The 26832-nt window shown below is 38.4% G+C and carries 17 protein-coding genes, 1 tRNA gene and 2 pseudogenes; 10 read left to right on the top strand and 10 right to left on the bottom strand.

Translation table 11 applies throughout. From position 1 onward, the window contains the following. Positions 1–38: 38 nt before the first annotated feature. The 5 genes from BKP57_RS14325 to BKP57_RS14305 all read left to right on the top strand — a co-directional run bounded on the left by BKP57_RS14325 (position 39) and on the right by BKP57_RS14305 (position 6880). Positions 39–1313: an AAA family ATPase gene (locus tag BKP57_RS14325; RefSeq protein ID WP_072741798.1), complete on the top strand. Its 1275-nt coding sequence runs from the start codon at positions 39–41 to the stop codon at positions 1311–1313. 1 nt (position 1314) lies between these two features. Beyond that, positions 1315–1731 carry a M67 family metallopeptidase gene (locus BKP57_RS14320; RefSeq protein ID WP_050351428.1) on the top strand — a complete coding sequence of 139 codons (417 nt, stop codon included), beginning with the start codon at positions 1315–1317 and terminating at the stop codon, positions 1729–1731. Between the two features lie 820 nt (positions 1732–2551). Beyond that, on the top strand, positions 2552–3265 hold the full coding sequence (locus BKP57_RS14315) for a hypothetical protein (RefSeq protein WP_050351429.1): 714 nt from the start codon (positions 2552–2554) through the stop codon (positions 3263–3265). An 848-nt stretch (positions 3266–4113) separates the two neighbouring features. Continuing rightward, a complete protein-coding gene (locus BKP57_RS14310) occupies positions 4114–4638 on the top strand; it encodes a type 1 glutamine amidotransferase domain-containing protein (protein WP_072741797.1) in 525 nt (174 codons plus the stop codon). Between the two features lie 256 nt (positions 4639–4894). Then, the gene (locus tag BKP57_RS14305; protein ID WP_072741796.1) at positions 4895–6880 is read left to right on the top strand and encodes an acetoacetate--CoA ligase; all 1986 of its coding nucleotides are present in this window, start codon (positions 4895–4897) and stop codon (positions 6878–6880) included. A 479-nt stretch (positions 6881–7359) separates the two neighbouring features. On the opposite strand, the gene panF is transcribed toward BKP57_RS14305, so the two are convergent. Both panF and BKP57_RS14295 read right to left on the bottom strand, forming a co-directional pair. Further along, positions 7360–8799, bottom strand: a complete 1440-nt coding sequence (gene panF / locus BKP57_RS14300; protein ID WP_050351432.1) for a sodium/pantothenate symporter — start codon at positions 8797–8799, stop codon at positions 7360–7362. After that, positions 8796–9059, bottom strand: coding sequence for a YhdT family protein (locus BKP57_RS14295; RefSeq protein ID WP_050351433.1), 264 nt, complete (start codon positions 9057–9059; stop codon positions 8796–8798). Before BKP57_RS14295 ends, panF begins: the two co-directional genes overlap by 4 nt. Positions 9060–9680: 621 nt before the next feature. Here BKP57_RS14295 and BKP57_RS14290 point away from each other — a divergent pair. After that, a complete protein-coding gene (locus tag BKP57_RS14290) occupies positions 9681–10235 on the top strand; it encodes a delta-aminolevulinic acid dehydratase (protein WP_072741795.1) in 555 nt (184 codons plus the stop codon). A 595-nt stretch (positions 10236–10830) separates the two neighbouring features. On the opposite strand, the gene BKP57_RS14285 is transcribed toward BKP57_RS14290, so the two are convergent. The 3 genes and pseudogenes from BKP57_RS14285 to BKP57_RS14275 all read right to left on the bottom strand — a co-directional run bounded on the left by BKP57_RS14285 (position 10831) and on the right by BKP57_RS14275 (position 14161). Beyond that, a complete protein-coding gene (locus BKP57_RS14285; protein WP_072741794.1) occupies positions 10831–11946 on the bottom strand; it encodes an RNA-guided endonuclease TnpB family protein in 1116 nt (371 codons plus the stop codon). A gap of 11 nt (positions 11947–11957) precedes the next feature. Next, positions 11958–12354, bottom strand: a pseudogene (gene tnpA, locus BKP57_RS14280) (IS200/IS605 family transposase). Positions 12355–12667: 313 nt separating this feature from the next. Then, entirely contained in the window at positions 12668–14161 is a 1494-nt protein-coding gene (locus BKP57_RS14275) for a peptide MFS transporter (protein ID WP_050351436.1), read from the bottom strand. Positions 14162–14496: 335 nt separating this feature from the next. Here BKP57_RS14275 and BKP57_RS14270 point away from each other — a divergent pair. Then, positions 14497–14569: transfer RNA gene (locus BKP57_RS14270), tRNA-Ala, on the top strand. A gap of 459 nt (positions 14570–15028) precedes the next feature. Here BKP57_RS14270 and BKP57_RS14265 read toward each other — a convergent pair. The 4 genes and pseudogenes from BKP57_RS14265 to BKP57_RS14250 form a co-directional block, all read right to left on the bottom strand. Further along, entirely contained in the window at positions 15029–15745 is a 717-nt protein-coding gene (locus BKP57_RS14265; RefSeq protein WP_072741793.1) for a ferredoxin reductase domain-containing protein, read from the bottom strand. A gap of 554 nt (positions 15746–16299) precedes the next feature. Beyond that, positions 16300–16639: pseudogene (locus BKP57_RS14260) on the bottom strand (transposase); the annotation flags it as partial. Positions 16640–16842: 203 nt separating this feature from the next. Next, positions 16843–17388: a transcription repressor NadR gene (locus BKP57_RS14255; RefSeq protein ID WP_072741792.1), complete on the bottom strand. Its 546-nt coding sequence runs from the start codon at positions 17386–17388 to the stop codon at positions 16843–16845. Then, positions 17343–18524, bottom strand: a complete 1182-nt coding sequence (locus BKP57_RS14250; protein WP_072741791.1) for an IscS subfamily cysteine desulfurase — start codon at positions 18522–18524, stop codon at positions 17343–17345. The genes BKP57_RS14255 and BKP57_RS14250 overlap by 46 nt, the downstream gene beginning before the upstream one ends. Positions 18525–18851: 327 nt before the next feature. On the opposite strand from BKP57_RS14250, the gene nadB reads away from it, so the two are divergent. The 3 genes from nadB to nadA all read left to right on the top strand — a co-directional run bounded on the left by nadB (position 18852) and on the right by nadA (position 22709). Next, positions 18852–20438, top strand: coding sequence for an L-aspartate oxidase (gene nadB, locus BKP57_RS14245; protein WP_232231173.1), 1587 nt, complete (start codon positions 18852–18854; stop codon positions 20436–20438). Continuing rightward, on the top strand, positions 20407–21240 hold the full coding sequence (gene nadC, locus BKP57_RS14240; protein WP_050353437.1) for a carboxylating nicotinate-nucleotide diphosphorylase: 834 nt from the start codon (positions 20407–20409) through the stop codon (positions 21238–21240). The genes nadB and nadC overlap by 32 nt, the downstream gene beginning before the upstream one ends. Positions 21241–21602: 362 nt before the next feature. After that, complete coding sequence (gene nadA, locus BKP57_RS14235; RefSeq protein ID WP_050351441.1) at positions 21603–22709, top strand: quinolinate synthase NadA; 1107 nt, start codon at positions 21603–21605, stop codon at positions 22707–22709. A 77-nt stretch (positions 22710–22786) separates the two neighbouring features. Here the strand turns inward: nadA and BKP57_RS14230 are convergent, their stop codons facing one another. Beyond that, positions 22787–26671, bottom strand: a complete 3885-nt coding sequence (locus BKP57_RS14230) for a 5'-nucleotidase C-terminal domain-containing protein (RefSeq protein WP_072741789.1) — start codon at positions 26669–26671, stop codon at positions 22787–22789. Positions 26672–26832 lie beyond the last annotated feature (161 nt).

The following is a 26832-nucleotide window of genomic DNA, read 5'->3' as shown; positions in this document are numbered from 1 at the left end:
AAATAGTATATTAATGTGCTGTAAAAGGGTGAATGAAAATGTATCGATATGAATTGTATAATGTTGATGATATTGATAAGTTAAAACAAGAGCTTCATGCCTACAAGCAAACGGTTAGGATGACAACAGAGGGAAAGTTTTTCGAAGATTATCTTAAGACAAAAGATGATTTCAATGATTTAAAAATGAAAATTTTTCAACTAGAAGGAGACATGAAGACGATGGAAAAGAATTATCAAGAAGAAATTTCTGATTATGAATTAGAGATGCAAAACCTTATGATCCAACTGACATCCATTGCAGAGTCCGTACAGCAATTAAAACAAGAGACGCAATTAATGAAACATCAATTTGAACAGCTACCATTTGTCGATCTGTCCGAAAAAATAAATCAATTATTAAGTACGCAACACACAAATGCAAAAGAGCAGAAAATAGAGTTAGAAAGGATAAAAGGAGAACTTTTACAAGTTAGAGAATGGGTAAAACCAAAGGTAGATACTGCTAAGAACAATTTGACAGTCAAGAAGTCAGAATACAGACAATTGCAAGGCATTCTTCAATCGCCAACCAATGTGGAGCAATCATTCAATCAAAAAAAAAATAACCAAATAAATAAACACTACTACAGTCATACAAAGACAAACACTAAAAAGTCTTATTACACACACCCTACCGAGCGAACAGAATCGGATACGATTTCCAATAACAAAGCAAAAAAAGTGTTCCGACACCCCAAATATGAATTAAATAAAAATATTATTACTCGGACAGCAGCTCCAAAAAATAAACCTAAACAAGTACATGTTGAAGAAAATATTCCTACAGACAACACTATATCTACTTATGAAAATCATACTCCTGCTGAAAATAACAGTATGCCCATTGAAAGTAATCGTATGCCTAGTGACAATAACAGCATGATTAATGATAATAACAGCGTTCACAATGACAATAATAGTATGATCCATGATGGTAACAACATTTCCAATCACAATAACAGCATGTTCCAGGATAGTAACAGCATTCACAATGACAATAACAGCATGTTCCAGGATAGTAACAGCATTCACAATCACAATAACAGCATGTTCCAGGATAGTAACAGCATTCACAATGACAATAATAGTATGATCCATGACAATAACGTCGAAGAAGAGAAAATAGCAAGCTCTGATGTGGAATTAGAAAAAAGCTTAGAAAATAATTCCCAATTTATTAAAAACCAAACAGACGCAACAGAAAGCAATTCTGGACATACGGAAGAACAGAATAAAAAATCTTCATTTCTTTCCCTCTTCAAAAGAGGCTAAAATGAACGATAAGCAAATAATTATCCCACTTTCTATAAACAATCAAATGATTGAGCACGGATACTCAGCATTACCCTATGAGGCATGCGGCTTATTAGCTGGCAACAGGATGAAGGTACAATCTATTTGGCAATTAGAAAATGAGCGGAAATCGGATAGACGCTTTTTTGTAAGTAAGGAAAAAGTTGAGGATACGTTGAACAAAATTAAGCTAATAAACCAGCAGGTCCTAGCTATTTATCATTCTCATCCTTTTACAGCACCAATTCCCTCCACATTCGATCTTAGAAATCATCCCACCACCACCGCAAAAATGGTTATTGTATCCTTTAAGGGAGGTTCACCCTCTGTAAGATGCTATCGAATACGTGATACAAACTATGAAGAATGCCTTTTTTGTATTGAAACCACACGATAGCCCGGCCTCTTCTGCAAAATAATACTATAATATATTATAAAACCTAAGGAGTTGAAAAAGGTTGAAGGCAAAAGAAATAAAGAAAGCAACAAGTAGTTGTACTAAATTAAAGAAACCCATGAAGCCTATTGTATTGAATTCATCACCAACGATTAAAAGGGGAATGTTCCGAAGAGGTGGCTGCTGCGGTAAAGCAAAATAACATGAAATGAATTACATCCTCCGAATAGGTTATAAGAACGAACGGTTTAGAATAATAGTTTTACATTTATAGAGGCAATTTTGGGAATTAAAATAATATCTTACTGCGATGTATATAGATAGCATTTATCTATAAAGCGGCTAGACAATACTTCTATTTCCAATTAAAAGCCTCTTTCTGTATATTTCGACATGGATTCTCCACTTTTATACAGCGAGGTCAGATTACGAATATATCAGCTGCCTATTTTTTTCATTTCCTTCCGAAAAATCAATTCTTTTAAAAGATGGAGCTGCTTTTAAAATCAATTCCACCCTCTACAGCTAGATTATAAAAGCAAAATTTCAGCCATCACCTAAGCAAATCAATTCCTACAGCTACGCTTTTCCCAAACTCCCATATTACTGCTATAGATGAGAATGAGTTTTTTTCCATCCTGCACCATAAAATAGATTCAAGTACATCTACCTATTTACATAAGCCCTATTAACCGTATGTATGCTAGGGAAATGACTTAATAATCAAAAAGTCCAATCACAAAGCGCATTTGGCTAATAGTATAATCTTGAAAATAATATTTTATTTTCGAACAGAATTCGAGAAAGGGGGGAGGATGTAATGTCCTCTAAAAAATGTTTCAATAGTGTTGTAATGGTTGGCGGCAATCACGTAAAAAAGCGCAAGCCACCAAAACATCATTCCTGCTGTAAACACGATGCAACCTGCGACTGTAATTTCAGGAAGCCACAACCTAAAGCAACTAAGTTAAACAGTGATTGTTTTCTAGTTAATTCCCTGGTAGGTACTAAATCCGTTCAAAAGGTGGCAGAGACAACGCTCCCTATTACACTATTTACTGGTTTAACTGTTCTAGAAGATATTGTTTCTATCAGCGTTGTGCCAAATTTAGCTGGAATAACACAAAATGCTAGAGTAATCAAGGATAAAGTAGTAAATATTGGCCTTATACCTGCAACAATTACGATAACAATTGCCGGCGTCGCTTTGCCTGCTGTTGTAAATACGACTCTCCCATTCCAAGAGCATACCGATTTCCCAGGCGCTTGTCCACAGGATATTTTACAAGAAACACCGCTTGAAATAGAAGGAACCTTCAGTCAACCAGGGGTACCAGTTGTAGACGTTGCTGGGGTTACTCTTGTTGAAGGTATTTTATTTAAGATTGTATTACGCACAACTATTACAGTAACTCGTCCAGTGATTAAAGATGCTGAGGGGAACTTTTGTGATGCTAATCCTAATCGCTGCGAAACCCCAGCAACTCCTCCATCATTCACTTTTCCACCGCCAGAGAATGGTGGAATAATATAGTAGTAAATGTAGCTACAAACAGTTAAATAGGGCTGCCCCAATGGCTTCCATGGCTTTTGGGGATAAGCCTATTTATATACAGCACAATATACTTTTCTCCTCATGTACTTAAAGAAAGATTAATCATGTGAATCTTCAATCAGTGGGGTTTTTTATTCATCCACCACGGCTTGTTAGTACCGTAATGGTATGACCTAAAGGTCTCTAAACGAATTGGGTATTTAGGTGCTGCTATCTCCCACTTAGACTTGTTGCAGTAAAGATTATCCAACTCCTGAAGCGGGAGACTTACAGCACCTTATATGCGGGATAAATAATAGCTCCTCAATAGCCCTTAGCTTCATATTGCCAATGTAGGATGCTTAACGAAATCTTCTACCAGAAGTTATTACTATGCAACTTCTTATTAGTAGGACTTTATCTGCTACTGAAAAGAGCAGAACAAGCATATGAACAAAGACGCGGGGTGCCCGTTTAGCAACGGAGCAAATCAAATGAGATAAAGGAATCATGCCACCAAACAGGGGTATGCCGACTTCTGGGCGGTAAGCGTGTTTTTAGTCGGCCTTCCTCTTAGTGGCGAACTGATGAGGCCTTATCGTAGGGTGATTCAGTGAAGTCGCATCGTTGCTGGACGATGGATCCGGACGTGGCTATTCGGTTATTTCGTTATCCCCAAGCTCCTCATTTTATAGTTTCCTATACAGTAAAAAACTGGGAATACGGAAAGATCCCAGTGATGACTGTAGCAATTTTCCTCGTTTTGAATTTATTCATAGTGCTTCCATCTTCCCTATGAAAGAAACAATTTGATACAATCGTATTATACGAAAACATGGAGGGATACAATGCCATTAAAGGATAAAAAGGTTATTGCACTTGTAGAGAATGAATTTGAAGACTTGGAACTTTGGTACCCAGTCCTTCGTCTGCAACAAGATGGTGCTGTCGTTCATTTGGTAGGGGATGAAGCTAAGAAGACGTATCAAGGCAAGTATGGGGTACCAGCAACATCTGACTACGCGTTTTCTGATGTGAATGCTGCTGAATACGATGCTATTTTAGTTCCAGGTGGTTGGGCTCCGGATAAGCTTCGCCGTTATGCCGGAGTCATTAAACTAGTTCAGGAAATGGATGAACATAGAAAACCGATTGGTCAAATTTGTCATGCGGGCTGGGTATTAATCTCCGCTAAAATCTTAACAGGTAAAAAAGTGACCAGTACGCCAGGAATAAAAGATGATATGAAAAATGCTGGGGCAACTTGGATAGACGACCCCGTCGTTGTCGATGGACATCTTATTTCAAGCCGCAGACCACCTGATCTGCCAGCTTATATGAAAGCCTTTTGTGATGTATTAGCAAACGAATAACATCCAGTTATCCTACTAGCCTGCCGCAATGTGCTACAAAATAGTAATTTAGCGGAGTGTAAAAAGAATCATGAATGTAAACTCTATGCATTGTCTAAGGAAATAAGAACACCCTACCGCATGAAGCCCAAAATAAGTCTCCAACGAATGAAATACGATTTGTCGGAGACTTATTCATTTACAGCTATCCTTTACATAAAGAAACCGTTTCCATATAATGAAAAGAAGGAATCATCTGATAATAAGGAGGGGTAAAATGAAGCAAGTAGAGGAAGGGATATTGCTTTGGGAGCCAAGTGAAGAAAGAAAAACAACCGCTAAAATTAACAGCTATATCAAATGGCTAGGTGAACATAAAAACATGCATTTCCAAGATTACCATGCTTTATGGGATTGGTCGGTTCATGAAATAGAGGCATTTTGGGCTAGTATTTGGGATTATTTTGACCTTCAGGCAGAAGAAGGCTATCAAACTATTTTATCCTCCCATCATATGCCAGGGGCAAAATGGTTTCCAGAAGCAACGGTAAACTATACGGAACATATCTTTCGAAACCGTGCGACTTCCAACCAACCCGCCATCATTCACACATCGGAAAGTAGAAAAATAAAGACAGTATCATGGAGGCAGCTCTATCAAGATACAGCGGCTATGCAACAAGTATTAAAACGTCTCGGCATTCAGAAAGGAGACCGCGTCGTCGCTTATTTGCCGAATATTTATGAGGCAGTCGTTGCGTTTCTAGCCACTGCAAGTGTTGGGGCAATCTGGTCTAGTGCTTCTCCTGATTTCGGTACACAAAGTGTCATTGATCGCTTTCAGCAAATAGAACCAAAATTGTTTTTTACCATTGATGGCTACGTATACGGCGGTAAAGCTTTTGACAGAACAGATGTAGCAGCTGAGATTCAATCCAGTTTACCAACATTAGAAGCAACCATTGCGATTTCCTATTTAGAAGAACAAGCAACTTTCGCTTCTTTACAGCATGTTATTCATTGGGAGCAAACAATTAAAGAAGCCCCTGTTCGTCCATTAAGCTTTACGTATGTCGCTTTTAACGATCCCCTATGGGTACTCTTCTCTTCTGGAACAACAGGAAAACCAAAACCCATTGTTCAGAGTCAAGGCGGTATCTTATTGGAGCATTTAAAAGCACTAACGTTTCATGTCGATCTCGGAGAAGGTGATCGTTTCTTCTGGTTTACGACAACAGGATGGATGATGTGGAATTTCCTTATTGGAGGGCTACTAACAGGAAGTACCATCATTTTGTATGACGGAAATCCTGCTTATCCTTCTAAAGGTAGATTGTGGCAGTTAGCAGAAGAAACGAAAATGACTGTATTCGGAACAAGTGCGAGTTACATTACTTCTTGCATGAAGGATAATATAAAACCGTATGAGAATTATGACTTGAGTCAGTTAAAAAATATCAGCTCAACCGGATCTCCGCTTCCACCAGAAGGTTTTTTATGGTGTTATGAAAATGTGAAAAAAGATTTATGGATCGCTTCTGCCAGTGGAGGAACAGACGTATGTACTGCATTTATTTTAGGAGTCCCAACTTTGCCAGTCTATGCTGGAGAATTGCAATGCCGTGGCTTAGGAGCTAAAATCGAATCTTTTAATGACAATGGGAAACCGGTGATAGAAGAGGTTGGTGAACTTGTATTAACGGAACCTTTCCCATCTATGCCGATTTATTTTTGGAATGACCCGGACGGCTCCCGTTTAAAGGAAAGCTATTTTAATGTTTTCCCGGGTATATGGCGGCATGGAGATTACTTAAAAATAACTAAACGAAAAACATGCGTCATTTACGGACGCTCAGATGCAACGATTAATCGAGGTGGTGTGCGCATTGGCACAAGCGAAATTTATCGAGCTGTGGACCATATCCCCGAAATTGCGGACAGCTTAATTGTCGATATTCCGCAACCAAATAGTGATTCCTTTGTTCCATTGTTTGTTGTGATGAAGGACGGTTGTCAGTTAACAGACGATTTAAAACAACAGATTAACCAGCATATTCGAGCACACTGCTCCCCTCGACACGTTCCTACTGGCATTTACGAAGTTCCAGATTTGCCAAGAACGTTAAACGGTAAGAAACTGGAAATTCCAGTGAAGAAAATATTACAAGGGAAACAAATGGAGCAAATTGTTAATAAAGGTTCATTACACAACGCTGCGGCATTAGATGCCTTTTACCAATTTGCCGAAAAAATAAAGACTTGAACTTAAGTCCATGCAGAAGAGTCTAGGACAAATGATGCTATTAACTCCAGACGAGTGATGCTCTGAAAATACTTGTAAACTTCTGCGGGAGGGAAAACATCAGTGAAATCCCGCAGTACATTAGCACTAGGAACTTCACAATCGTCCTAAAGTGCGCGAAGTATGTTTCCGGAGCGGATTATATGCACATTCATCATTTCTATCTAGGGGAAACTTTTGCAATTAGGCATTGTTAAAAACACGTATTATGAAAGCTGCCTAAGCTTTCACCAACATAACTATCCCGAATATTAGGTGTGCAGTACGATCCCACTTCGGGAACCAGAGTAGGTGCATAGCGGGGTTAACGATACCTAAATTCCCCATTCATTGGACCTGTAAGTGTTCAACCGCGAAAGGTGTGTCACGCATAATTTTCAAGAACGCTCTACTTCAATCAGTGGGAGATGAGTAAACCCTCCACTGATTGAAGATTCACTTTATACGTGTAATTTTGCTACCTGCTTTTGTGTAAGTAGGCTCACTACAACATAAACGAAAAATGAAATGACAACTGGCATGACGACCGAATGGATACCAAACGGCTGTGGAAAAAAGGTGTCTGATAAAATATACAGCCCGACTCCAGCAATCATGGAAGCAAGCGCACCGTATTTATTCCCTTTTTCCCAATATAATCCCAATACGATCGGCCAGATGAATGCTGCCTCTAATCCACCAAAGGCAAACAGATTTAACCAAATGATCAAATCAGGCGGGTTTAAAGCCATCAAAAATATAATCACGCCGAGCAATGCAGTAATACCAATGCTAATTCGTTTAATTGTCTGTTGTGAAGCGTCTGGTTTTACGTAATTTAAGTAGACATCCTTAACTATTGTTGAACTAACTAACAATAATAACGAATCTACTGTCGACATAATGGCCGCCATAGGCGCTGCCAGCACAATTCCCGCCAGCCAATTTGGCATTACTTCTAAGGCAATTAAAGGCATCACCTTATCCCCGACTTCAATACCAGGTAATATTGGTCTTGCAAATACACCAATTAAATGCATATTCAGCATAATAAATCCAACGACAATTGTTCCAATGATAATGGCACGGTGCATCGATTGAGAATTTTTATAAGACATCGCTCGTACCGCTATTTGCGGTAAAGCAACAACCCCGACTCCAACAAGGATCCAAAAAGAGGAAACGTAAGCAGGTGTTAATTGCCCTTCGGAACCATAAGGGGTAATCAAATTCGGATTTTCAGCACTTAAATCAGCTATAATTGCTGGTACTCCCCCACCTGCTATAATGACCGCAATAAGCAGGATAAGTGTACCACCAAACATGATACTACCTTGAATCGCATCTGTAAGAGCGACAGCTCGAAAACCGCCTACTGTAACATAAATTAACACAGCTACAGCAAAAATGAACAATGCACTCGTATAATTAATCCCCATCAACGATTCAATTAGTCTCGCTCCCCCAATCCATTGAGCAGCCATCGCGGAAAATAAAAAAACAATAATGCTAACTGCCGAAAAAATAACCACCCATTTGGACTGATAACGCTCTTTTAGAAAATCGACCATTGTCAACGCTTTGTACTTTCTCGTTATGACAGCAAATTTTTTCCCTAACACCATTAAAACGAAATAGCCTGTAGCGACTTGTGACATAGCAAGCAGCACCCAGCCGAGCCCTTCATTATATGCTGTTCCAGGTCCACCTATAAAACTGCTTGCACTTCCGTACGTTGCCGTCATTGTCATCGCAAGCACAAATCCACCAAGGCTTCTACCACCTAAAAAATAATCCTGAGCAAAATTTGTCGATGCCTTTAAATATCCTCCTGCCCAAATTCCCACTCCAAAAATAATGATTAAAATTACAATTAATGGTACAAGTGATTCCCAATTCATTCTGCGTCCTTCTCCTCATCAAATGAAATAGCTACGAAAAACTTTTTCACAACGATTGTAACGAGAATTGCCATAACAATAAATCCAAGCACACAACTATAAAAAAACCATGCCGGCAACCCCAAAATATATGTATATTGATCAGGCTGTTTATTTCCTAATCCGTAAGCGAAAGCAAACCACCACACAAAATTAAACACAACTAAACCTAGGCCTATCCATGCTTCCCGATTGGCAATTTTTACATCTTGTTTTTTCACCGATACTTCACTCCTTTACGAATCTACAATTTTTTAATTACCAACAATATATCGCAATTATTTCATGAATGTAAAGAACGGGGTAGAAAAACGACTTTGGAAAATACTGCTTCACAAAAACTGAATCTTCCATCCGTGGGGGTTTTCATTCATCCCCACGGCTTGTTAGTACTGTAATGGTATGACCTAAAGGCATCTTACGAAATTGGGTATTTAAGTGCTGTTATCTCCCACTTAGACAATTATCCCACTCTTGAAGTGGGAGTCGTACAGTACATTATATACGGGATAAACAGAATAAAATTTCACAGCATAAGGTTCCCTCTCCCGCTACGTAATGAATATCACAAATGGAAAACATACTATTCCTATTTCGAGAATAGAGGGCTACACTTATAAAATACTGAAAAATTTGGGGGGTAAATGTAGGTACCCATTCCTTTAATAAGATGTTACCCATTAAACCTTCAAAATACTGACGCTTGACAAGCATGTGTTAATAAGCCTACATTGATTAACTAAGAGATTGTTTTTATGAAGGCCAAGTCAAAAACTCTTAAAAGCAGAATTTTAAACTAAAAAAGTATATAATAAATAAAAATTTATAATGGGGTTATAGAAATGAGTAAACCTGAATTATATGTAAGTTTAGCTGTGGGGCCTGATTGCGCTATGGAATCCTATGCATTACGATCAACTCTTGAATACTTTGGGGTAAGGGTTACTATGCATTGGTTAGGAAGACCAAATGATCTTGTAAATATATTATCGGGTAAAGATCGCGAAGATAAAATAGATTATTTAATATTAAACTTCCATGGTGATGAAGGCAGATTTTGTATAAACGAATTAGCTGAGGAAATCTATGAACCTGATGAGCCAAGCGGGAAGTTTTTTGACGCTCAAGATGTACTACGATTTGCAAAACTGGAAGGCATAAGAGTTATTGCAGCAGGTTGTACGTTGGGTAGAGAATCATTGGGAAAAGCCTTCCTTAAAAGTGGATGTCATTCTTATCTAGGCCCTGATGATTATATAGATGGTAATTCTAACTTAATGTTTATCATCAGATTTATGTATGAGATGGTAAATAATAATAAAAGCCAGCAAGAAGCATTTGAAATCGCGAAGTCTATCGATCAAGAAACCTCCATGTTTAAAATTTATTCAACCTAAGAAATAAAAAACTGGAAATTAGTTTGTCTAGCGCAAACAGAAGAGTAAAGAGGCTGGGACATAAGCAAATACTATATAGCAAAAGCCGAACAATCCATTTATAATTATTCGGCTTATTTGCACTATAGGAAAGTATAAGGTTTTTTTGGTTTATAGTATAAGAAAAACAAAGGCTTCCGCCATAAGACTTGGCGACAAGCCAAGTTTTTCTAACATTAAAAAATTTTTATTACCGTTATGTCAAAATACTTCGCTTTCCGCAGGTCTCTTCAGCTTCCTAGGAAGGCAAAAACCGCTTTTCTGTGGGATCTTCAGCTCGCGCTGTTCCCGCAGGAGTCTACCTATTTTGACTACGCTAAAACTTGCGTATACACAATTGGCGATTTATGGTTCGTTTTTAATCAGCCGCTTTCGTTATGTCCCAGCCTCTTAAAAAATGACAGAACAAACATTCAAGAAATACACTGTGAACTACTCCCACCACTTACCACCCTTACGGGTTGCTTGAAGTGGGGGCTTCTTGGGTAATCGCCACTTTTGGTAGCTGACGAAGTTGACCAAGCTAACCCTCTTGTTCCAAAAGTTTATATTTTTATTAGGCGGCACTTGATAATAGGCGAATGCCTTCTTTTTTGATATTGAGTGCTGAATTATAATCTCTATGGAGACTTAGACCGCAAGTACATTGGTAGGTACGTTCAGATAACCTGACTTCTTTTACCGAACCACAATTTGAACAGGTTTTGGTGGATGGAAACCATTTGTCAATTTTGATAAGTTGTTTCCCTTGTTCTTTTAGTTTGTATTGTAAGAAAGAGGTGAACATTCCCCAACCATTATCAGCAACACTTTTGCCAAACTTTAGGGCTTGTGACATCCCTTTCATGTCCAAATCCTCAATCACAACGGCATCATAACTAGTCGCTAATTTCTTTGATTTATGGTGAAGAAAATTCTTGCGTTGATTGGCGACTTTTTCTTGAATTTTAGCTACATGAATGCGTTGTTTATTCCAGTTCGAAGACCCTTTCTTTTTACGAGAAAGTTTACGTTGTTCTTTAGCTAATTTTTCAAGCATTTGTCGATAAAACTTAGGGTAATTGGCTTTCTCACCCTCACTGTCGACAAATAGTCCATCCATCGCAAAATCTAATCCGACAACGCTTTCAATTTCCTTGTGATCAATCTCCTTCTCGTATTCTGTAAGAATAGAAATATAGTATTTTCCTGATGCAGTCATAGACAGGGTACAAGATTTGATGTTGTACTCTGAAGGAATTTCTCGATGTTGCTTGATTTTGACCATTTTTAATTTGGGTAATTTGATATGACCATCCAACAATTGAATATTACCGTTTACGACATTTGTTGTGTAGCTTTGCTTGTGTCGTTTACTTTTGAATTTTGGGAACTTGGCCATCCCTTTGAAGAATGCTTTATACGCCCTATCCAAGTTTAGTTGTGCGTTCGCTAACGCTAATGAATCTACTTCCTTTAGCCATTCATACTCTTTTTTGTACTTGGCGGGTGTAGGGTGCTTCACCTTTTTTAAGGCATCTTTATCATCTTTCGATAATTCATAAGTCCCTTTACGTTCAGCTAACATCTTGTTGTAGACTAAACGAACACATCCGAAAGTTTTGCGTATAATCAAAGCCTGTTCATCTGTTGGATACAACCTAAACTTGTACGCTTTATTTTGTTTAGCCATATCAAATCACCTCACTTTATCCCTTGATTTTCAATATATTTTTTTACCACTTCCATAGGTGAACCGCCCGTTGTCAACAAACAAAAGCTTCTTGACCAAAACATTTCTTTCCATAACTTTTTACGAACATGGGGAAAATCCTTCTTAATAAGCCTTGAACTGGCACTTTTATAGGTATTGATGAATTTATAATTCACTGTTGGGGTGTGCTTTGAACAAAATATGAATATGGTCAATATCATGGTTTCATTCGACTAATGTGATATTATATTTTTCACTCAATGACACAAATTTATCTTTGGCATAGTCTGAAATGGTATCATTTATTACTTTTCTTCGATACTTCACGACTAACACGAGATGGTAATACATCGAGAACACTGAATGATTATTACTGTCCAATTCCATTGTTATATCACCCCTTATACTTTATCAAACTGATTATACTATGTTGAACAAAAAGGGAAAAGAAAAAGCCTTTGGGCTGTCGCCCAACCGAAATTCATCTCCCCCTTACCGTTGGGCTACGCCCTTCACACGCTTGAAGAGGGAGATGAATTTCGAAAGTACTTTAAAATAAAATTGTTTTAATAACGTTATTTCTGATTTACTCTTAATAATGTCTTCAGCGTTAGATGGAGGGCATATCCCCGGTTACATGTGGATACAATAACTAGTACTAGTATAGCACTACATGTAACCCGTACCAACATAACAAGGATTAACGAATACCTTTCATGAAACGTTGAATTATTGGTGATAACAGGAATAATGCTAAACCTAGAAAAATAGCAATTGTTCCAATGACGCCAAAATATATTATTTCTGTTGCTGGTTTATAAAGCTTCACAATTTGCGCATTAATGGCCTGTGCTGAAGCATTGGATAAAAACCAAAGACTCATTGTTTGCGCAGAAAATGCTACTGGAGCAAGCTTTGTTGTTGCGGATAAACCTACAGGAGACAAGCATAGTTCTCCAATAACAACGAGTAAAAAGCTAAGTACAAGCCATATAGGGCTTACTAAGCTATCCGTTCCATTGATCGAAGCTGGGATAATCATAACTAAAAAGGATAAGCCAGCAAAGAACAAGCCGAGAGAAAACTTTTTCGACGTTGATGGTTGCCGTTCACCTAATTTCATCCATAGCCCGGCAAATACTGGAGCCAAAGCGACGATAAATAATGGATTTAGCGACTGAAACCAAGACGATTTTAGATCTATACCAAGAAATTCTAATTGTGTCCGTTTGTCCGCATACTCTGCTAAAATAATAGAGCCCTGCTCCTGTATCGCCCAAAACATAATGGCAGCGATGAACAAAGGAATGTAGGCAAGCAATCTTGATTTTTCGTCTGCATTTGTTTTTGGACTACGATACATAACGATAAAATAAAGCGTAGGTATTATAATACCTAATATACTAACAAGATAAGTAAATCGATTAATGGTTAACAATCCTGTTTGCATAGTGATAGCACCTAATAAAATGATAATAACAATACCTGTAGTGATTCTACCAAATACTTTTTTCTTTTCTTCTTTGGCAAGTGGATTCGGTACATAAGTTCCTGCTAAACCAAGGTATTGTTTTTTAGTAATTACAAAAACGATCAAACCTAATAACATACCTACTGCCGCTACACCAAAGCCTAAATGATAATTATATTCTTGTCCTAACGTACCAACGATTAACGGTGCAATAAGTGCCCCCATATTAATTCCCATGTAAAATATGCTAAATGCTGAATCTCTTCTTACATCTGATAAACGGTAAAGATCCCCAACGACACTGGATACATTTGGCTTTAACAAACCAGTACCCATAACAATTAAAAACATGGATAAAAACAATCCTGTTACTCCTGCAGGTAGTGCTAACACAATATGACCAGCCATAATCAGTACGCCACCGTAAAATACTGTCTGTTGCGTTCCTAATAATCGATCGGCAATCCACCCGCCGATAATTCCTGACATATACACGAGTGATCCATAAATTGCCATAATGGATTTAGCCGTATCATTGGCGATACCCAAGCCGCCACTAGCAACTTCGGTATACATATAATAAAGTAAAAGCGCACGCATTCCATAGTAGGAGAAACGTTCCCAAAATTCTGTGAAGAAAAGTGTAAATAGACCTCTCGGATGTCCAAAAAAACCTGTCTGGGGGACGCTCTGTACAATTTCTTCTTTACTATGTGTTGACATAATTCAAACTCCTTCAGAATAAACTGATAATTATACTTTTTGTTGTACTTATGGTACTCCTCTGTATTTCAAACGTCAAACTTCGAAAAATTGTGATATTTTCACAATGAAAACTAATTATTTATAACCAAATGACAATCGTGTTCCCTTTGATTCACGCTTGGTTTAGCCATGTTTATTATTTTTAATAGAAACGTAACTATTTATTCTAAAATAGTCTTTGGAAATAGTTAAAGTTCAAAAAATAGTCATCTATTTATATTTTAATCGTTTTCCCTATACATAACACTTGAAATAATGTACATAGTTACTTATAATAAGATTTGTGTCTATACGGGGTCATAGCTCAGCTGGGAGAGCGCTACGCTGGCAGCGTAGAGGTCAGGGGTTCGATCCCCCTTGACTCCATCACAATAAGGGGAGTGCAGTGACATTAGTTACGGTACTCCCCCTTTTGTATGCTTAAATAAAAATATGCCTCAAGCATGAATCTTTCTCTTCGCATATCTTCCTGTTCAAGCATTGTACTCTGCTTCCATTTCTATCACATGTATTTGTCTATGATGAGGAAAGCGTTTAGCAAATGTGGGATGTTTTTCTTGTTCTTATTGCCTACGTCCTAACTTCTTGTGAACAGTGTAGCTTTAAATAAAGTTTGCTCAAAAAATCCTTAAAAACCAATATGTTAAGTTATAATTAAATGAACCTGTTTTGAAAATAGATTTATCAAAACAGGTTCGTTTCCCGTGAAACTCTATACAGTTATAATAATAAAGTTTGATTATTTATTGCCTGTGATCCTCAACAATCGCTCTCGTTAATGGAGCATCTATTTAGTATTTACCAAGAAAAATTTTTTGTCACGTCTTAAATTGACAAATCAAATGATAAAAACTCAGGCAGTTCTTGTTTATGCTTGTCGAGCATAATCTGTTTCGGCTTGATGCCCTGCCCACGCAGTACTTCAATGTTCTGCACGAGGAATTCGTCGCTGCCGACAACATAGAAGAGTCCATCCTTGTCTACAGCAAGATTTTTCACTTCTTCATAGTAATCTTTACGGTTATCGACGAATTGTGATGTGAACTTCTTGTCAGGTACAGATTCAAAAATATTAGTGAATAAAAAATCTTTTGACGAATCGATGTTCAGAGAATGTATTTGATTTACGTTGTCAGAACGTTCGAAATAATCAAGTACAAGCGGTCTGAAAGTTGCCAGACCGACGCCTGATGACAGTAGGCAAACATTTTTGTCTTCTCTTTTTAGTGGTACATTCGAATGAGTTTTAAATATTGCAACTTCATTGCCGACCTCAAGATTTCTTAAAATTGTTTTAAACTCAGAGCACTGCTCTCTGATGCGTGTTGTGATACCGATTGAATTTTCGTGCGGTAAAGTGGAGATTGACATGTGGCGAATCAGGCTACGGTTTGGTTTATCTCCAGCATTAAAACCTTTTAGTGCGAAGTGGGTGTGGGAACCTTCTTCCCATGTGAAGTCTTCCGGACAGTCGAGCAGGTACGTTTTAACCTCAGGCGTTTCTTCAATAATCTTATTTATTTTAGTCCAGTATATTTGCATTATATATTCTCCTTATTCAATCATATGTATCGTTACTATCTAATATACAATAATTGATAACAATTCTCAACTGAACGAATTGATTATTTCAGGTATTTTATGCGACTTCAATTTACTGACAATTAAAAAAATACTTAAACCTGAATTATTCATACCTCTAAAATGACCGGAGAAAAAATTAAAAAGTAATGATATGAATCAATAATAGGTCTAAAAAATAGAAGACATGCAATTTTTTCTCCATGGATGACTCCAGTCCTTAAAAAACTCTGTTTTTGGGCGTACTAACCCCTTGGCCTTTCCAGTATTTTTTTTAAAATAATGGAGAAATAATGACTCTTTACCAAATTCTAATGAAACCGCTTCGGAAAAACAATATGCTTCCCGCGGGATTGCGCTCAGCCTCCTCGAAAAAGAAGTTCGCTTTTTCTGCGGGCGCTTCCCACTGTGCTTTCCCACGGGAGGAAGACTACGTCAGCGAAACATCGCACGAAGAAAATGTGTTGTTCATTTTCAAGGAGTCTTCGTGCTTTTCCTTTGCTAGCTAAATTATTCTATTCTAATTGTAGGGTTAGGACTCGTTGTAGTATCTTCCAGAAAAAAGATTGGTACACAAAACTAGACGATAGTTTAAAGTACAAAGATCTACCCGATTTAACCAATCTCCTAGCGACTTTAATGATCTTGGTGCGTATCGTATGCATTTGCATATTCTATTGTTCATCTGGAAAACAAAGCGTGCGGAACCAGTTTGTTAAGTTATACGCTAATAGGTTCAGCATCATTCTTGCATGTTCATTTCAAAAGAATGGTTGCTCGTACGGTCAAAATAAAAACCATTTTTAGCTTCTTTGATATAGTTTTCATCGTTCCCCTCTTTTGATAAAATCGAACGCCAGCTTTCTTGACTTCATTCTTTAGTGTATAAGCATTCATAAGTTATAACGTTATTTCTATGAATCATTCAGGTTTATTATGATCAAACTTTATATTAAATCTACAAATAGCATTCTTCCAATTAATTTAATAGGAGCTCTCGATGCCAATCAATTCTGACATCCCCTTCCATTAAATAGAATTAAACTATGTTAATTATTTCATGTTTCGTTTGTCTCCATCAAGAATCCCGCTTGCTTTAAAGCTATTTCTGCTTCATTTAGTTGTTCTTCTTTATCGGCAAGCAATGTATGCAAATGGACGCCACCTGTAAGTTCAGACAAATATGCTGCACCAGTGGATGTGATTTTGTGAATAAATTGCTCTACTTCCTTTCGATTCGATACCATAATGGAAGCTGTCAAATCGCCATAAACGAGATGCTCTATCGTTACATCCTTTACCGTTATTCCATAGTCGACAAGGATCGTTAATTCCGCTTCTGCTTCATCAGGTGTATGCTGACAGGCAATCGTCTTTTCTACGCTACCATCGGCCCTGGGAGACAAATATATATATCCTTGGCTCGTAGCAATAATTGGTTCCTTCCTCGCTTTTAGCAAAGTTACATCATTAACAATAACTTGACGGCTAACATTGGTCCTTTTTGCCAGTTCCCCGCCAGTAATTGGGGTATTGGCATTTTTTAATAGACTTAAAATTAAATCCCTTCGTTCTTCACCGAACACTTTTTTCTTTTCTCGCAATCTTCATCACCTATTTCCTTATTTAATCCAACAATTTCCTTCAATACTTGTACTAATTGAACAATATCATTTTCGCTCGTATCTTTGCCGAACGAAATTCGAATAAACTCCTTTTGTCTCTCCTCTGAATATCCCATCGCTACCATTGTTTTTCCTGCTGTCGCTGATGCTTGCCCACAGGCAGTTCCAGTTGATATGCAAAAGCCTTTTCGACTACATTCTAACATAATTAATTGACCTTCATAATTAGGAAATGTAAGACCAACAATATGAGGTAACTGTGATACAGATGATTCAATTACTTGTTGCTGCGACTTTAGCTCTCTCCTTAACTCTGCTAAGAACAGCCGCCTTAATTTAATTGCTCTCTCCCATTCTTCTCCAACGTACTTTAATGCCGCGGCAACAAAAGCCGCAATACCAGGAGCGTTAACCGTTCCGCCACGAATCCCGTGTTCATGAGTTTGTAAAGGAAATATACCTTTAACAGCACATCTAGGTTGAATATAAACTGCTCCTACACCTTTCGGACCATATAATTTATGTGATGAGATGGAAAAGCTGTCGACGACCTTATGCAGATTTGACAGATCAACTTTACCAAAGGCTTGGACAGCATCAGTATGAAAAATTATTTCTGCGTGCAATAGCTGGCGAATTTTCTCAAGTGGTTGAATAGAGCCAATTTCTGAGTTAACATATCCAATCGTTGTCATAATTGTATCAGAACGAATTGCTTTTTCTAACTGAAGCAGATCTACTTGTCCATCTTTCGTATACGGTACCTTCGTAACCTCAAACCCACTGTTTTCCAGATACGATAAAGCTGAAAAAACAGAAGAATGTTCTGCTTGTGAAGTTATAATATGCTTGCCTTTATACGACTGACTGAGTGCAAGTGATACAATTGCAAGCTGGTTGGATTCTGTGCCACCTGAGGTAAAATAAATCCCTCTTGGCGGAACATGTAATAATGACGCTAAACTTTTACGACTGTTTTCCAGTACTTGTTTTGCTTCTCCTCCTATATGGTGTAGGCTACTTGTATTTCCCCAATAATTTGCAGCCACCTGCTGATAGATGACTAATACTTCTTCATCTATTGGCGTTGTAGCGGCATAATCAAGATATATCACTTTATTTTCATCCCCTTTCCGTCAACCCGATTCATATTTCTTACCTACTCTTAGAAAAACTTGGCTTGTCGCAATCTTTTAGTGAAAGCTGTAGTTTTTCTTATACTTAGAGCCTAGCGTTTTATACTTTATTATATTTTTCAGACAACATTTCCCCTTCTTCCCCCTCTTTAAAGCACTTATTTTTAACAACTTTTTTGTCCAAACTTGCTTTTTATTTTTAACTGATTTTTATAGCCTATAAAAAATAATGATATAACACTTGTATTTAGCTTAATAATATGTAATGATATGTGTCAAGACATATGTAAAAAAGGTGAGTTCACAGTGAAAGGAACAGACATAATAATTATTGGCAGTGGGATTGCTGCATTACAACTTGCCTGCCAACTTAAAGAACAGTTTAATGTGATGATAATCACAAAAGGTTATATAAAAGATAGCAATTCTTATCGAGCTCAAGGAGGGATTGCTGCTGCTATTTCCGCAACCGATAGCCTCTATGATCATTACATGGACACTATTACTGCTGCAGATGAACATGGACATGCCGCAGCCATTCACACATTAGTCACGGAAGGAAGGCAAATCATTAAGGATTGGATTCGAGTTGCTCCATTTGATATGCATTCAGATGGCAATATCGCCTTAGGCTTAGAAGGAGCCCACAGTAAAGCACGCATTACCCACTGTGGGGGAGATCAAACTGGAAAATATATGACAGAGTTTCTTCTCCGCCAGTTGTATTTGTCAAAGCGTGTCCAATGGCTGGAAAACAAAATGGTAATCGATTTATTGCAAAACAAAGCAGAAAGATGTATTGGCGTTATAACGAAAGACATAGATGGATCATGTCATACTTATGTCGCTCCACACGTCGTTCTCGCAACCGGCGGAGCTGGTGAACTATATGCAAGCACGTCTAATACTTGGTCTGTTGCAGGCGATGGTGTAGCACTTGCTTATCGAGTAGGAGCAAAACTTAGTGACATGGAATTTTTCCAATTTCATCCAACCCTCCTCCATATAAATGGAAGAAGTATAGGACTTGTTTCTGAAGCCGTTCGTGGGGCGGGCGCGACCTTAAAAAATGATTTAAATGAACAATTCATGGTGCATGTTCATCCGTTAGGTGATTTAGCCCCTAGGCACATCGTTGCACATGAAATATTTCAGCAAATCAAAGCAGGAAGAAAAGTATATTTAGACATTACACCAGTAAAAGATTTCAGCTCCAGATTTCCTGCAATAACTAACATGTGCAAACAACATGGTGTTTCCATTCAAAAAGGAAAAATTCCTGTCGTCCCTGGAGCACACTTTATGATCGGAGGTGTCGTTATTGACGATTGGGGCGCTACCTCAGTGAAAGGCTTATATGCTATTGGTGAAGTTGCAGCAAGTGGTGTTCACGGTGCAAATCGTCTTGCCAGCAACTCTTTATTGGAGGGGCTTGTTTATGGAAAACGTTTAGCAGCCTACATCGTCCAACAACATGACAATTTGCAAACGATTGATTTCACACCAAAGAAACAACATCGAGAACAACTTACTAAACTACCATTTACCAAACAAGAACTACAGCAATCTATGATGCAAGCAGTTGGAATTATTCGTGATCATGATTGTTTATCTAAACAATTAAGATGGCTAGACGCTTATCAAATTGATCCCTTTAAACAAATCGAACAAAGCGATCGTTCCACGATTCAAGTATATTTTATGTGGATTGCTGCTCGCCTGATAACAGATGCAGCATTACACCGTACAGAAACAAGAGGTTGCCATATTCGCTCCGATTTTCCCAATAAAGATAACGAGTATTGGCTACAAAAACGGATCGTTCATTTTAAATCGACGAATAGAATGGAGGTAACCTATGATCAACCTTATACAATTAAACACCATGCTTAATCAATTCTATTTAGAAGATATTGGACATGGCGATATGACGAGCCAAAATTTGTTCGATACACATATGCAAGGAACCATCACATTTCATGCTAAAGAACCAGGGATTTTTTGCGGTGCTGAAATTATAGATTTGGGTTTTCAAATTATCCATGCTCCTATTCAGCTTATTAGAAATAAAGAAAACGGAGACCATCTAGGAGTTGGTGACGTAATTGCTACTGCATCAGGATCGATCATCAATCTATTACAAGCGGAAAGGGTGATCTTAAATCTGCTCCAACGAATGAGCGGAATTGCTACATTAACCTCAAAAGCTGTACAAATGGTGAATGAAACAGACGTAAAAATTTGTGATACTAGAAAAACGACACCTGGATTACGTATGTTGGAAAAACAGGCGGTACGATGTGGAGGCGGATATAATCATCGATACGGTTTATCTGACGCAGTGATGATTAAGGATAATCATATTGCCTTTTCTGGCTCAATTACAAATGCCGTACAAAGGATAAAGTCCAGGCTTGGTCATACAGTGAAAATAGAAGTTGAAATTGAATCAGAAGATCAATTATTAGAGGCGATTGCCAATGAAGTCGATATTATTATGTTTGATAATTGCTCTCCAGAAATGATTAGGAATTGGATTCACCATGTTCCAAAAACGATAATCACTGAGGCTTCTGGCGGTATCCAGTTGGAGCAATTACTGAATTATGCAAAAAGTGGGGTTGATTTTATCTCATTAGGTTATTTAACACATGCAGCACCGTCATTAGATATAAGCGCTTCTGTCTATATGTGAACCTAATATTACTTAAAGTCATTAGAAAAACTTGGCTTGTCGCCAAGTCTTATGGCGGAAGCCTTTGTTTTTCTTATACTATAAACCAAAAAAATCTTATACTCCCTCTATATACTAACGTTTTCTTTCCTATAGTGGAACAAAGGCGCAGGGCGCCCGTTTAGCAACGTAGCGAATGGAACGAATCAACTAAAGATTTAGGAATCACGGTGAGGTAACGAACCGATGATGACTTATCGTAGGGCGCATTTCTAAAGTCGCCTAGTTGCTGGGCGCTGCAGCCGGACGTGGCTTCGGTTATTTCGTTATCCATAAGCACCTCATTTTATAGTTTCTTATCTTATTAAAAAGGAGTTTTATATATGGATCTGCTTAAAGAGTTAACCCAACCATCCACATCCATTCCGAAAGAATATCTAGCCTTATCGAAGCAAGAAATGGAGGATCGGGTTAAACAAATAAAGCTTGATTTAGGCAATGCCTTATTCATTCCCGGACATCATTATCAAAAAGACGAAGTCATTCAATTTGCTGACGCTGTTGGCGACTCTCTTCAGCTTGCCCAAGTATCTGCACAAAATAAAGAAGCAGCTTACATTGTATTTTGCGGGGTTCATTTTATGGCGGAGACCGCCGATATGTTAACAAATAATGAGCAAATGGTGCTCTTACCTGATATGAGAGCAGGTTGTTCTCTAGCAGATATGGCTGACATCTATCAAACTGAACGCGCTTGGGAAAAGCTCAGGCAACAATTTGATGATTCTATTCTACCGTTGACATATGTAAATTCGACAGCGGCAATTAAAGCATTTGTCGGTGAACATGGGGGTGCTACTGTTACTTCATCGAATGCACACAAGATGGTGGAATGGGCATTTACACAAAAAGAACGGATTTTATTTTTGCCAGATCAGCATTTAGGGAGGAACACTGCTTCTGATCTTGGTATTGATGAAACAGAAATGGCAATATGGGATCCAATCCAAGATGAGCTCGTTTTTACTGGAGATGTACAGAAAATAAAAGTAATTTTATGGAAGGGGCATTGCTCCGTGCATGAAAACTTCACTCTAAATAATGTGGACTACGTACGAAAAGAACACCCCAACATGACTATTATTGTCCATCCCGAGTGCAAGAAGGAAGTGGTGGATGCTGCTGATTATAATGGCAGCACCAAATATATTATTGAAACGATTGAACAGGCAAAGACAGGAACCTCTTGGGCGATTGGAACGGAGATGAATCTCGTCCAACGAATAATGAACCAACATCCTGATAAGCATATTATTTCGCTAAACCCATATATGTGTCCATGTTTAACAATGAATCGAATTGATCTACCACACCTGCTCTGGTCTTTAGAAAAAATTCAGCAAGGATCACCGATTAATCAAATTACTGTAGATACAGAAACTGCTTCCCGTGCTCGTCTTGCACTTGAGCGCATGTTGGAAAGAGCATAATAACATGTTTTATACTTTCTTATCTCATTAGAAAAAGGGGCTTCATGCGTTTCATGTGCCCCTTTTTCGATTGGTATTTAGCTTGCTTTTTTTGCTCTAAATCGTTTTCTCATATACAATGCTACACCGAGAACAATGAGAGCTACACCAGCGAATAACAAATTATATATGTTTGTTGCCGTATTTGGCAATATGCTTCTATCGTCATTTTTACTTCCTGGTGTTTCTGATACGTTATGATCAGTATTCCCAATTAAAGTGCCATTTGCGTTGTTACTTGACGAACCGTTACCAGCGTTGTTTCCATTGTCACGGTCATCGTTATCCTTTCCTGGTGTAGCACCACCATCATGATTCATATTGCTGTTATTGTTATTGTTGCCGTTATTGTTGCCGTTATTGCCGTTGTTATCGCCGGTGTTGTTATTGTCGTTGTTACCATTGTTTCCGTTATCGCCATCGTTTCCACTATTTCCTGGACCTTCACCATTACCAGTTCCTGGGTTCCCTGTACCGCCTCCAGGGTTTAGTGGTGGCTCTTCATCTTTGGCAACAGAAATTCTGCCTTCAGCTTCAAATAGGAACGGATTATTCTCCGTTGTATTTAAGCTTTTGACAAATTCAACCGTTGCATCAAGATCAGATGGTCCCATAACTGGATTTTTACCAAGTTCACTAATTGGGCTGTGCTTCGGATTTTTCGAAGTACCCATATAATTATTTACAGTTAAGGTGAACACCTTATCCGCCTCAATTGGTGTACCATCTGGATACGTAACATCTACTACTTGATTCGTCTCAGGATTCCATGTGTAGTGGAAACCACTAATGCTATAGTCTGGTCCGTATATTGGTGACAGTTGTGCATTAATAATCGGCGCCAGGTCTTTCCCTTTAATTTCAAAGGTCATTAATGTGTTTCCAAATGGTTGAATATTATACAAGTCTCCCCAGGTTACTTTTCCAGCTAACAAATCATCGCGAATACCGCCACCATTCATCATCGCGAAATCACTATCCATGATCGAATTCATTCCATCCGCAATTAGATTTCCTAACCCGTGATCACCTTCATTGGTGTAATCGCCCGTTAAATCAGTTGCATTATACCCAACTACTTCATTCATAATTGGAGCAATTTGGTTTTCATATTTCGCTAGAATATCACTGACAGCAGGATCTGCTTCGTAGTCGCTTTGCGTCACAAATACTACGTCAGCATCTTTTTTAACAATATCGCCAGTCGTGCGATCAATTTCCACATCTACATCAGCAAAAGCTTTGCCATATTCAGACGCTTGAACGATTAATTTATCGTCAACGATACGATCTACTACTTGGTGATTATGGGCAGCAAAAATGATATCGACCGCGTCATCAACTTCTCTTGCTAAATCAGCCGCTTCTCCAGTTGCACCATCGCCTGCTTGATCGGCAGGAATATGTGCTAATACAACAATTGCTTCAACGCCTTGTTGCTGTAGCTCGGCTACTGCATTATTGACAGCTGCTGTTTCATCGGTAAATTTAATATCCGCGATCCCCTCAGATATTACCATATTAGCAGATGTTTGCGTGTTTACCCCTACAAAACCAATCTTTTCACCATCAACTTCTTCGATGTGATATGGAGGTAGAATCGTATCACCCGTTTCCTTGTCAACACAATTTGCACAAAGCTGCGGGAAATTCATCCCATCATAACCCTCTGTACCTTTTCCTTCTGGATGTTCTCCCCCATTTAGCATACGCATAAATTCTTCCGTACCTTCGTCAAACTCATGGTTCCCAACCGTACCGACATCAAAGCCAATTTCTTCAAGAATTTCCACTGTTGGCTCATCCTGAAGCAATCCAGAAATTGGTGAGCTTCCACCGATCATATCACCAGCATGCACGATAAATGTATTTGGGTTGTCCTGCTCTCTTTCCTTTAAAGCTGATGCAACAAAATCCATGCGACCATACGTATCAAATACGCCGTCTCCATCTGGATCTAAATCGTATTGTTGATCAATTTTCCCGTGTAGATCATTCATGCTTAAAAATTGCACAAGCAAGTTATCTTCTACAGGATTTCCTTCACCTGCTGGCTGATAACCATAGGATTCTGCTTCCTCTGGGCTTGAGAAAAACACGCGCTTTTCTACAGGTACGTCTGCCCAATCATCTGGAATGACGTATTCTTTTGTATCTGAATTACCGACAAAGCGCAAGAAGCCTTTTTGATCATCATTCGCACGAAATGCAAACGGTAATTCCATCAGCGGATTATCCGCACCCCAAATACCTAACCCTTGATCTTTTGCTTCTTTAACGGCTTGCTGATATTTCGGGTATGCCTCTTCGTCAATAGGTGCAATGAAATAGGATACAGCATAGCCATCACGTACCATTTCGAGATTAACATTCTTCCCGTCAGCTGTAATAACTTCTGCTAGCAGACGTCCATAATTATCTGTCGGCTGTTCTCCAACTTTGACAGTAATTTTATCGCCTGGCTGAATATACGTTCCGATATGTGCTGTCGCTTCATCACCATGATATTTTTGATTTTCATTAATCGCTTGACGTTCTGGAGCTTTATTTTTTGCTGCATATGTTTCTGGAGTATCCATATTTACAAACCGAACACGATTACTTCCAAACACGGGATCAGCAATTCGAATAGTATCCCCATCGGTTATTTTTTCCACGGCGGTTTCATATTCCCCTGCAGCTGAAGGAGGGTCTGGCTGCTCCTCAGCTACTTGTAAATCAGCCTGTTCAGTAGGCAACAGCTGATGATCATTGTATTGACTAACAATTCCGGTAATATCGTACCATTGCTTCTCTTCAACTTGACTAATATCAACAGCATTTTCCATCATTCGTAATAATGCGGAGTTATAGTCTTGATCGATAAACGTTACATTGTATCCGCCGCCAGCGGGAGAACTAGGAATGGAATTAATATAGCCATTTACACGTACAAGCTCACCTTCGTAGGACTCCGCTACCTCTTTATTTTGCAAATCTTCCAATGTTATCTGCTGTACTTCTGGTAGGGCTTGTCCTCGTTCAAGTATTTCAATCGAAGCTGGCACAATTTCTTTTAAGCCATTATAAGAATCCATCGTCCCTGTTACTTTGACACGATCTCCTTTTTGAACTTCGGGTAAATCACCTTGTTCATACTTAAATAAATTTATTCCAGCTGTTTCATCTTGGATATATGTAGAAAACTGGTTGCCATTGCTTAATGCTTCAGAATTAGCCGTAACAATTCCTTCCACAACGACTTCAGAACCATCTGCTAATTGTCTTGCTTCGCCAATCGTGTGGGTTTCGGGATCTGGTTCTGGATTGGGGTCTGGATCCGTCGGTTCACCAGGATTATTCTCATCATTCCCATCCATCGTATGGCTTCCTAAATAAGTAAATATGTCCTTGCCATAATCGGTCCATTGGCTAGCGTTATAGGTTGAAGTTGGTGTAGTCACATTTGTATTTCTAACTAACGTCTTGTCCTTAGCAAAATCTGACTCGTCCCCTATTGCACCGAACAAATCGATTATTTCACCGTTCTTTTCTAAAGCAATTGCATCGTTCCCATTAAAATTGACAACTGCCGAAGTACTATCGGCTACTTGCTTAATAGTATCATTTGCTTGACCATGAGCAAGTACAAGAACATCGCCATGGCTTAACGTTCCTTCCAAATTTTCTGTGTTGCTCGGCTCAGTTTTTCCATTACTGTACAACTTTAATTGATAGCTTGCGAGATTTACATCAGCACCTGTACCATTATAAATTTCAATTGCCTTATTTTGAGAGCTACCTTCGACATACTCTGATATAATTAGTTCATCCGCTGCGCCCGTTTCTCCAGCAGCAACTACAGTTACCGGAGCAACATTTGAAAAAATCAGAACCACAATCAATAAAACATAAATCCATTTCATACGTATCTGGTTAGCCATACATACCCTCCCATTTACTAGATTCATATAAACGTATAGTTATACTATGACATAGAGGAGAGTACGTTTCTATATATTTTTCATTAAGTTATTGTAAATTGTTCCAAGTAATTATGAATGCATTTTCACGATGAATGGAGCAAGTTAAAATGTTTATTACG

Source organism: Virgibacillus sp. 6R (assembly GCF_001895305.1).
GTDB classification, from domain to species: domain Bacteria; phylum Bacillota; class Bacilli; order Bacillales; family Amphibacillaceae; genus Virgibacillus; species Virgibacillus pantothenticus.
The sequence above is the reverse complement of the archived record's forward strand: the minus strand, read 5'-3'. Positions and strand labels throughout refer to the sequence as shown.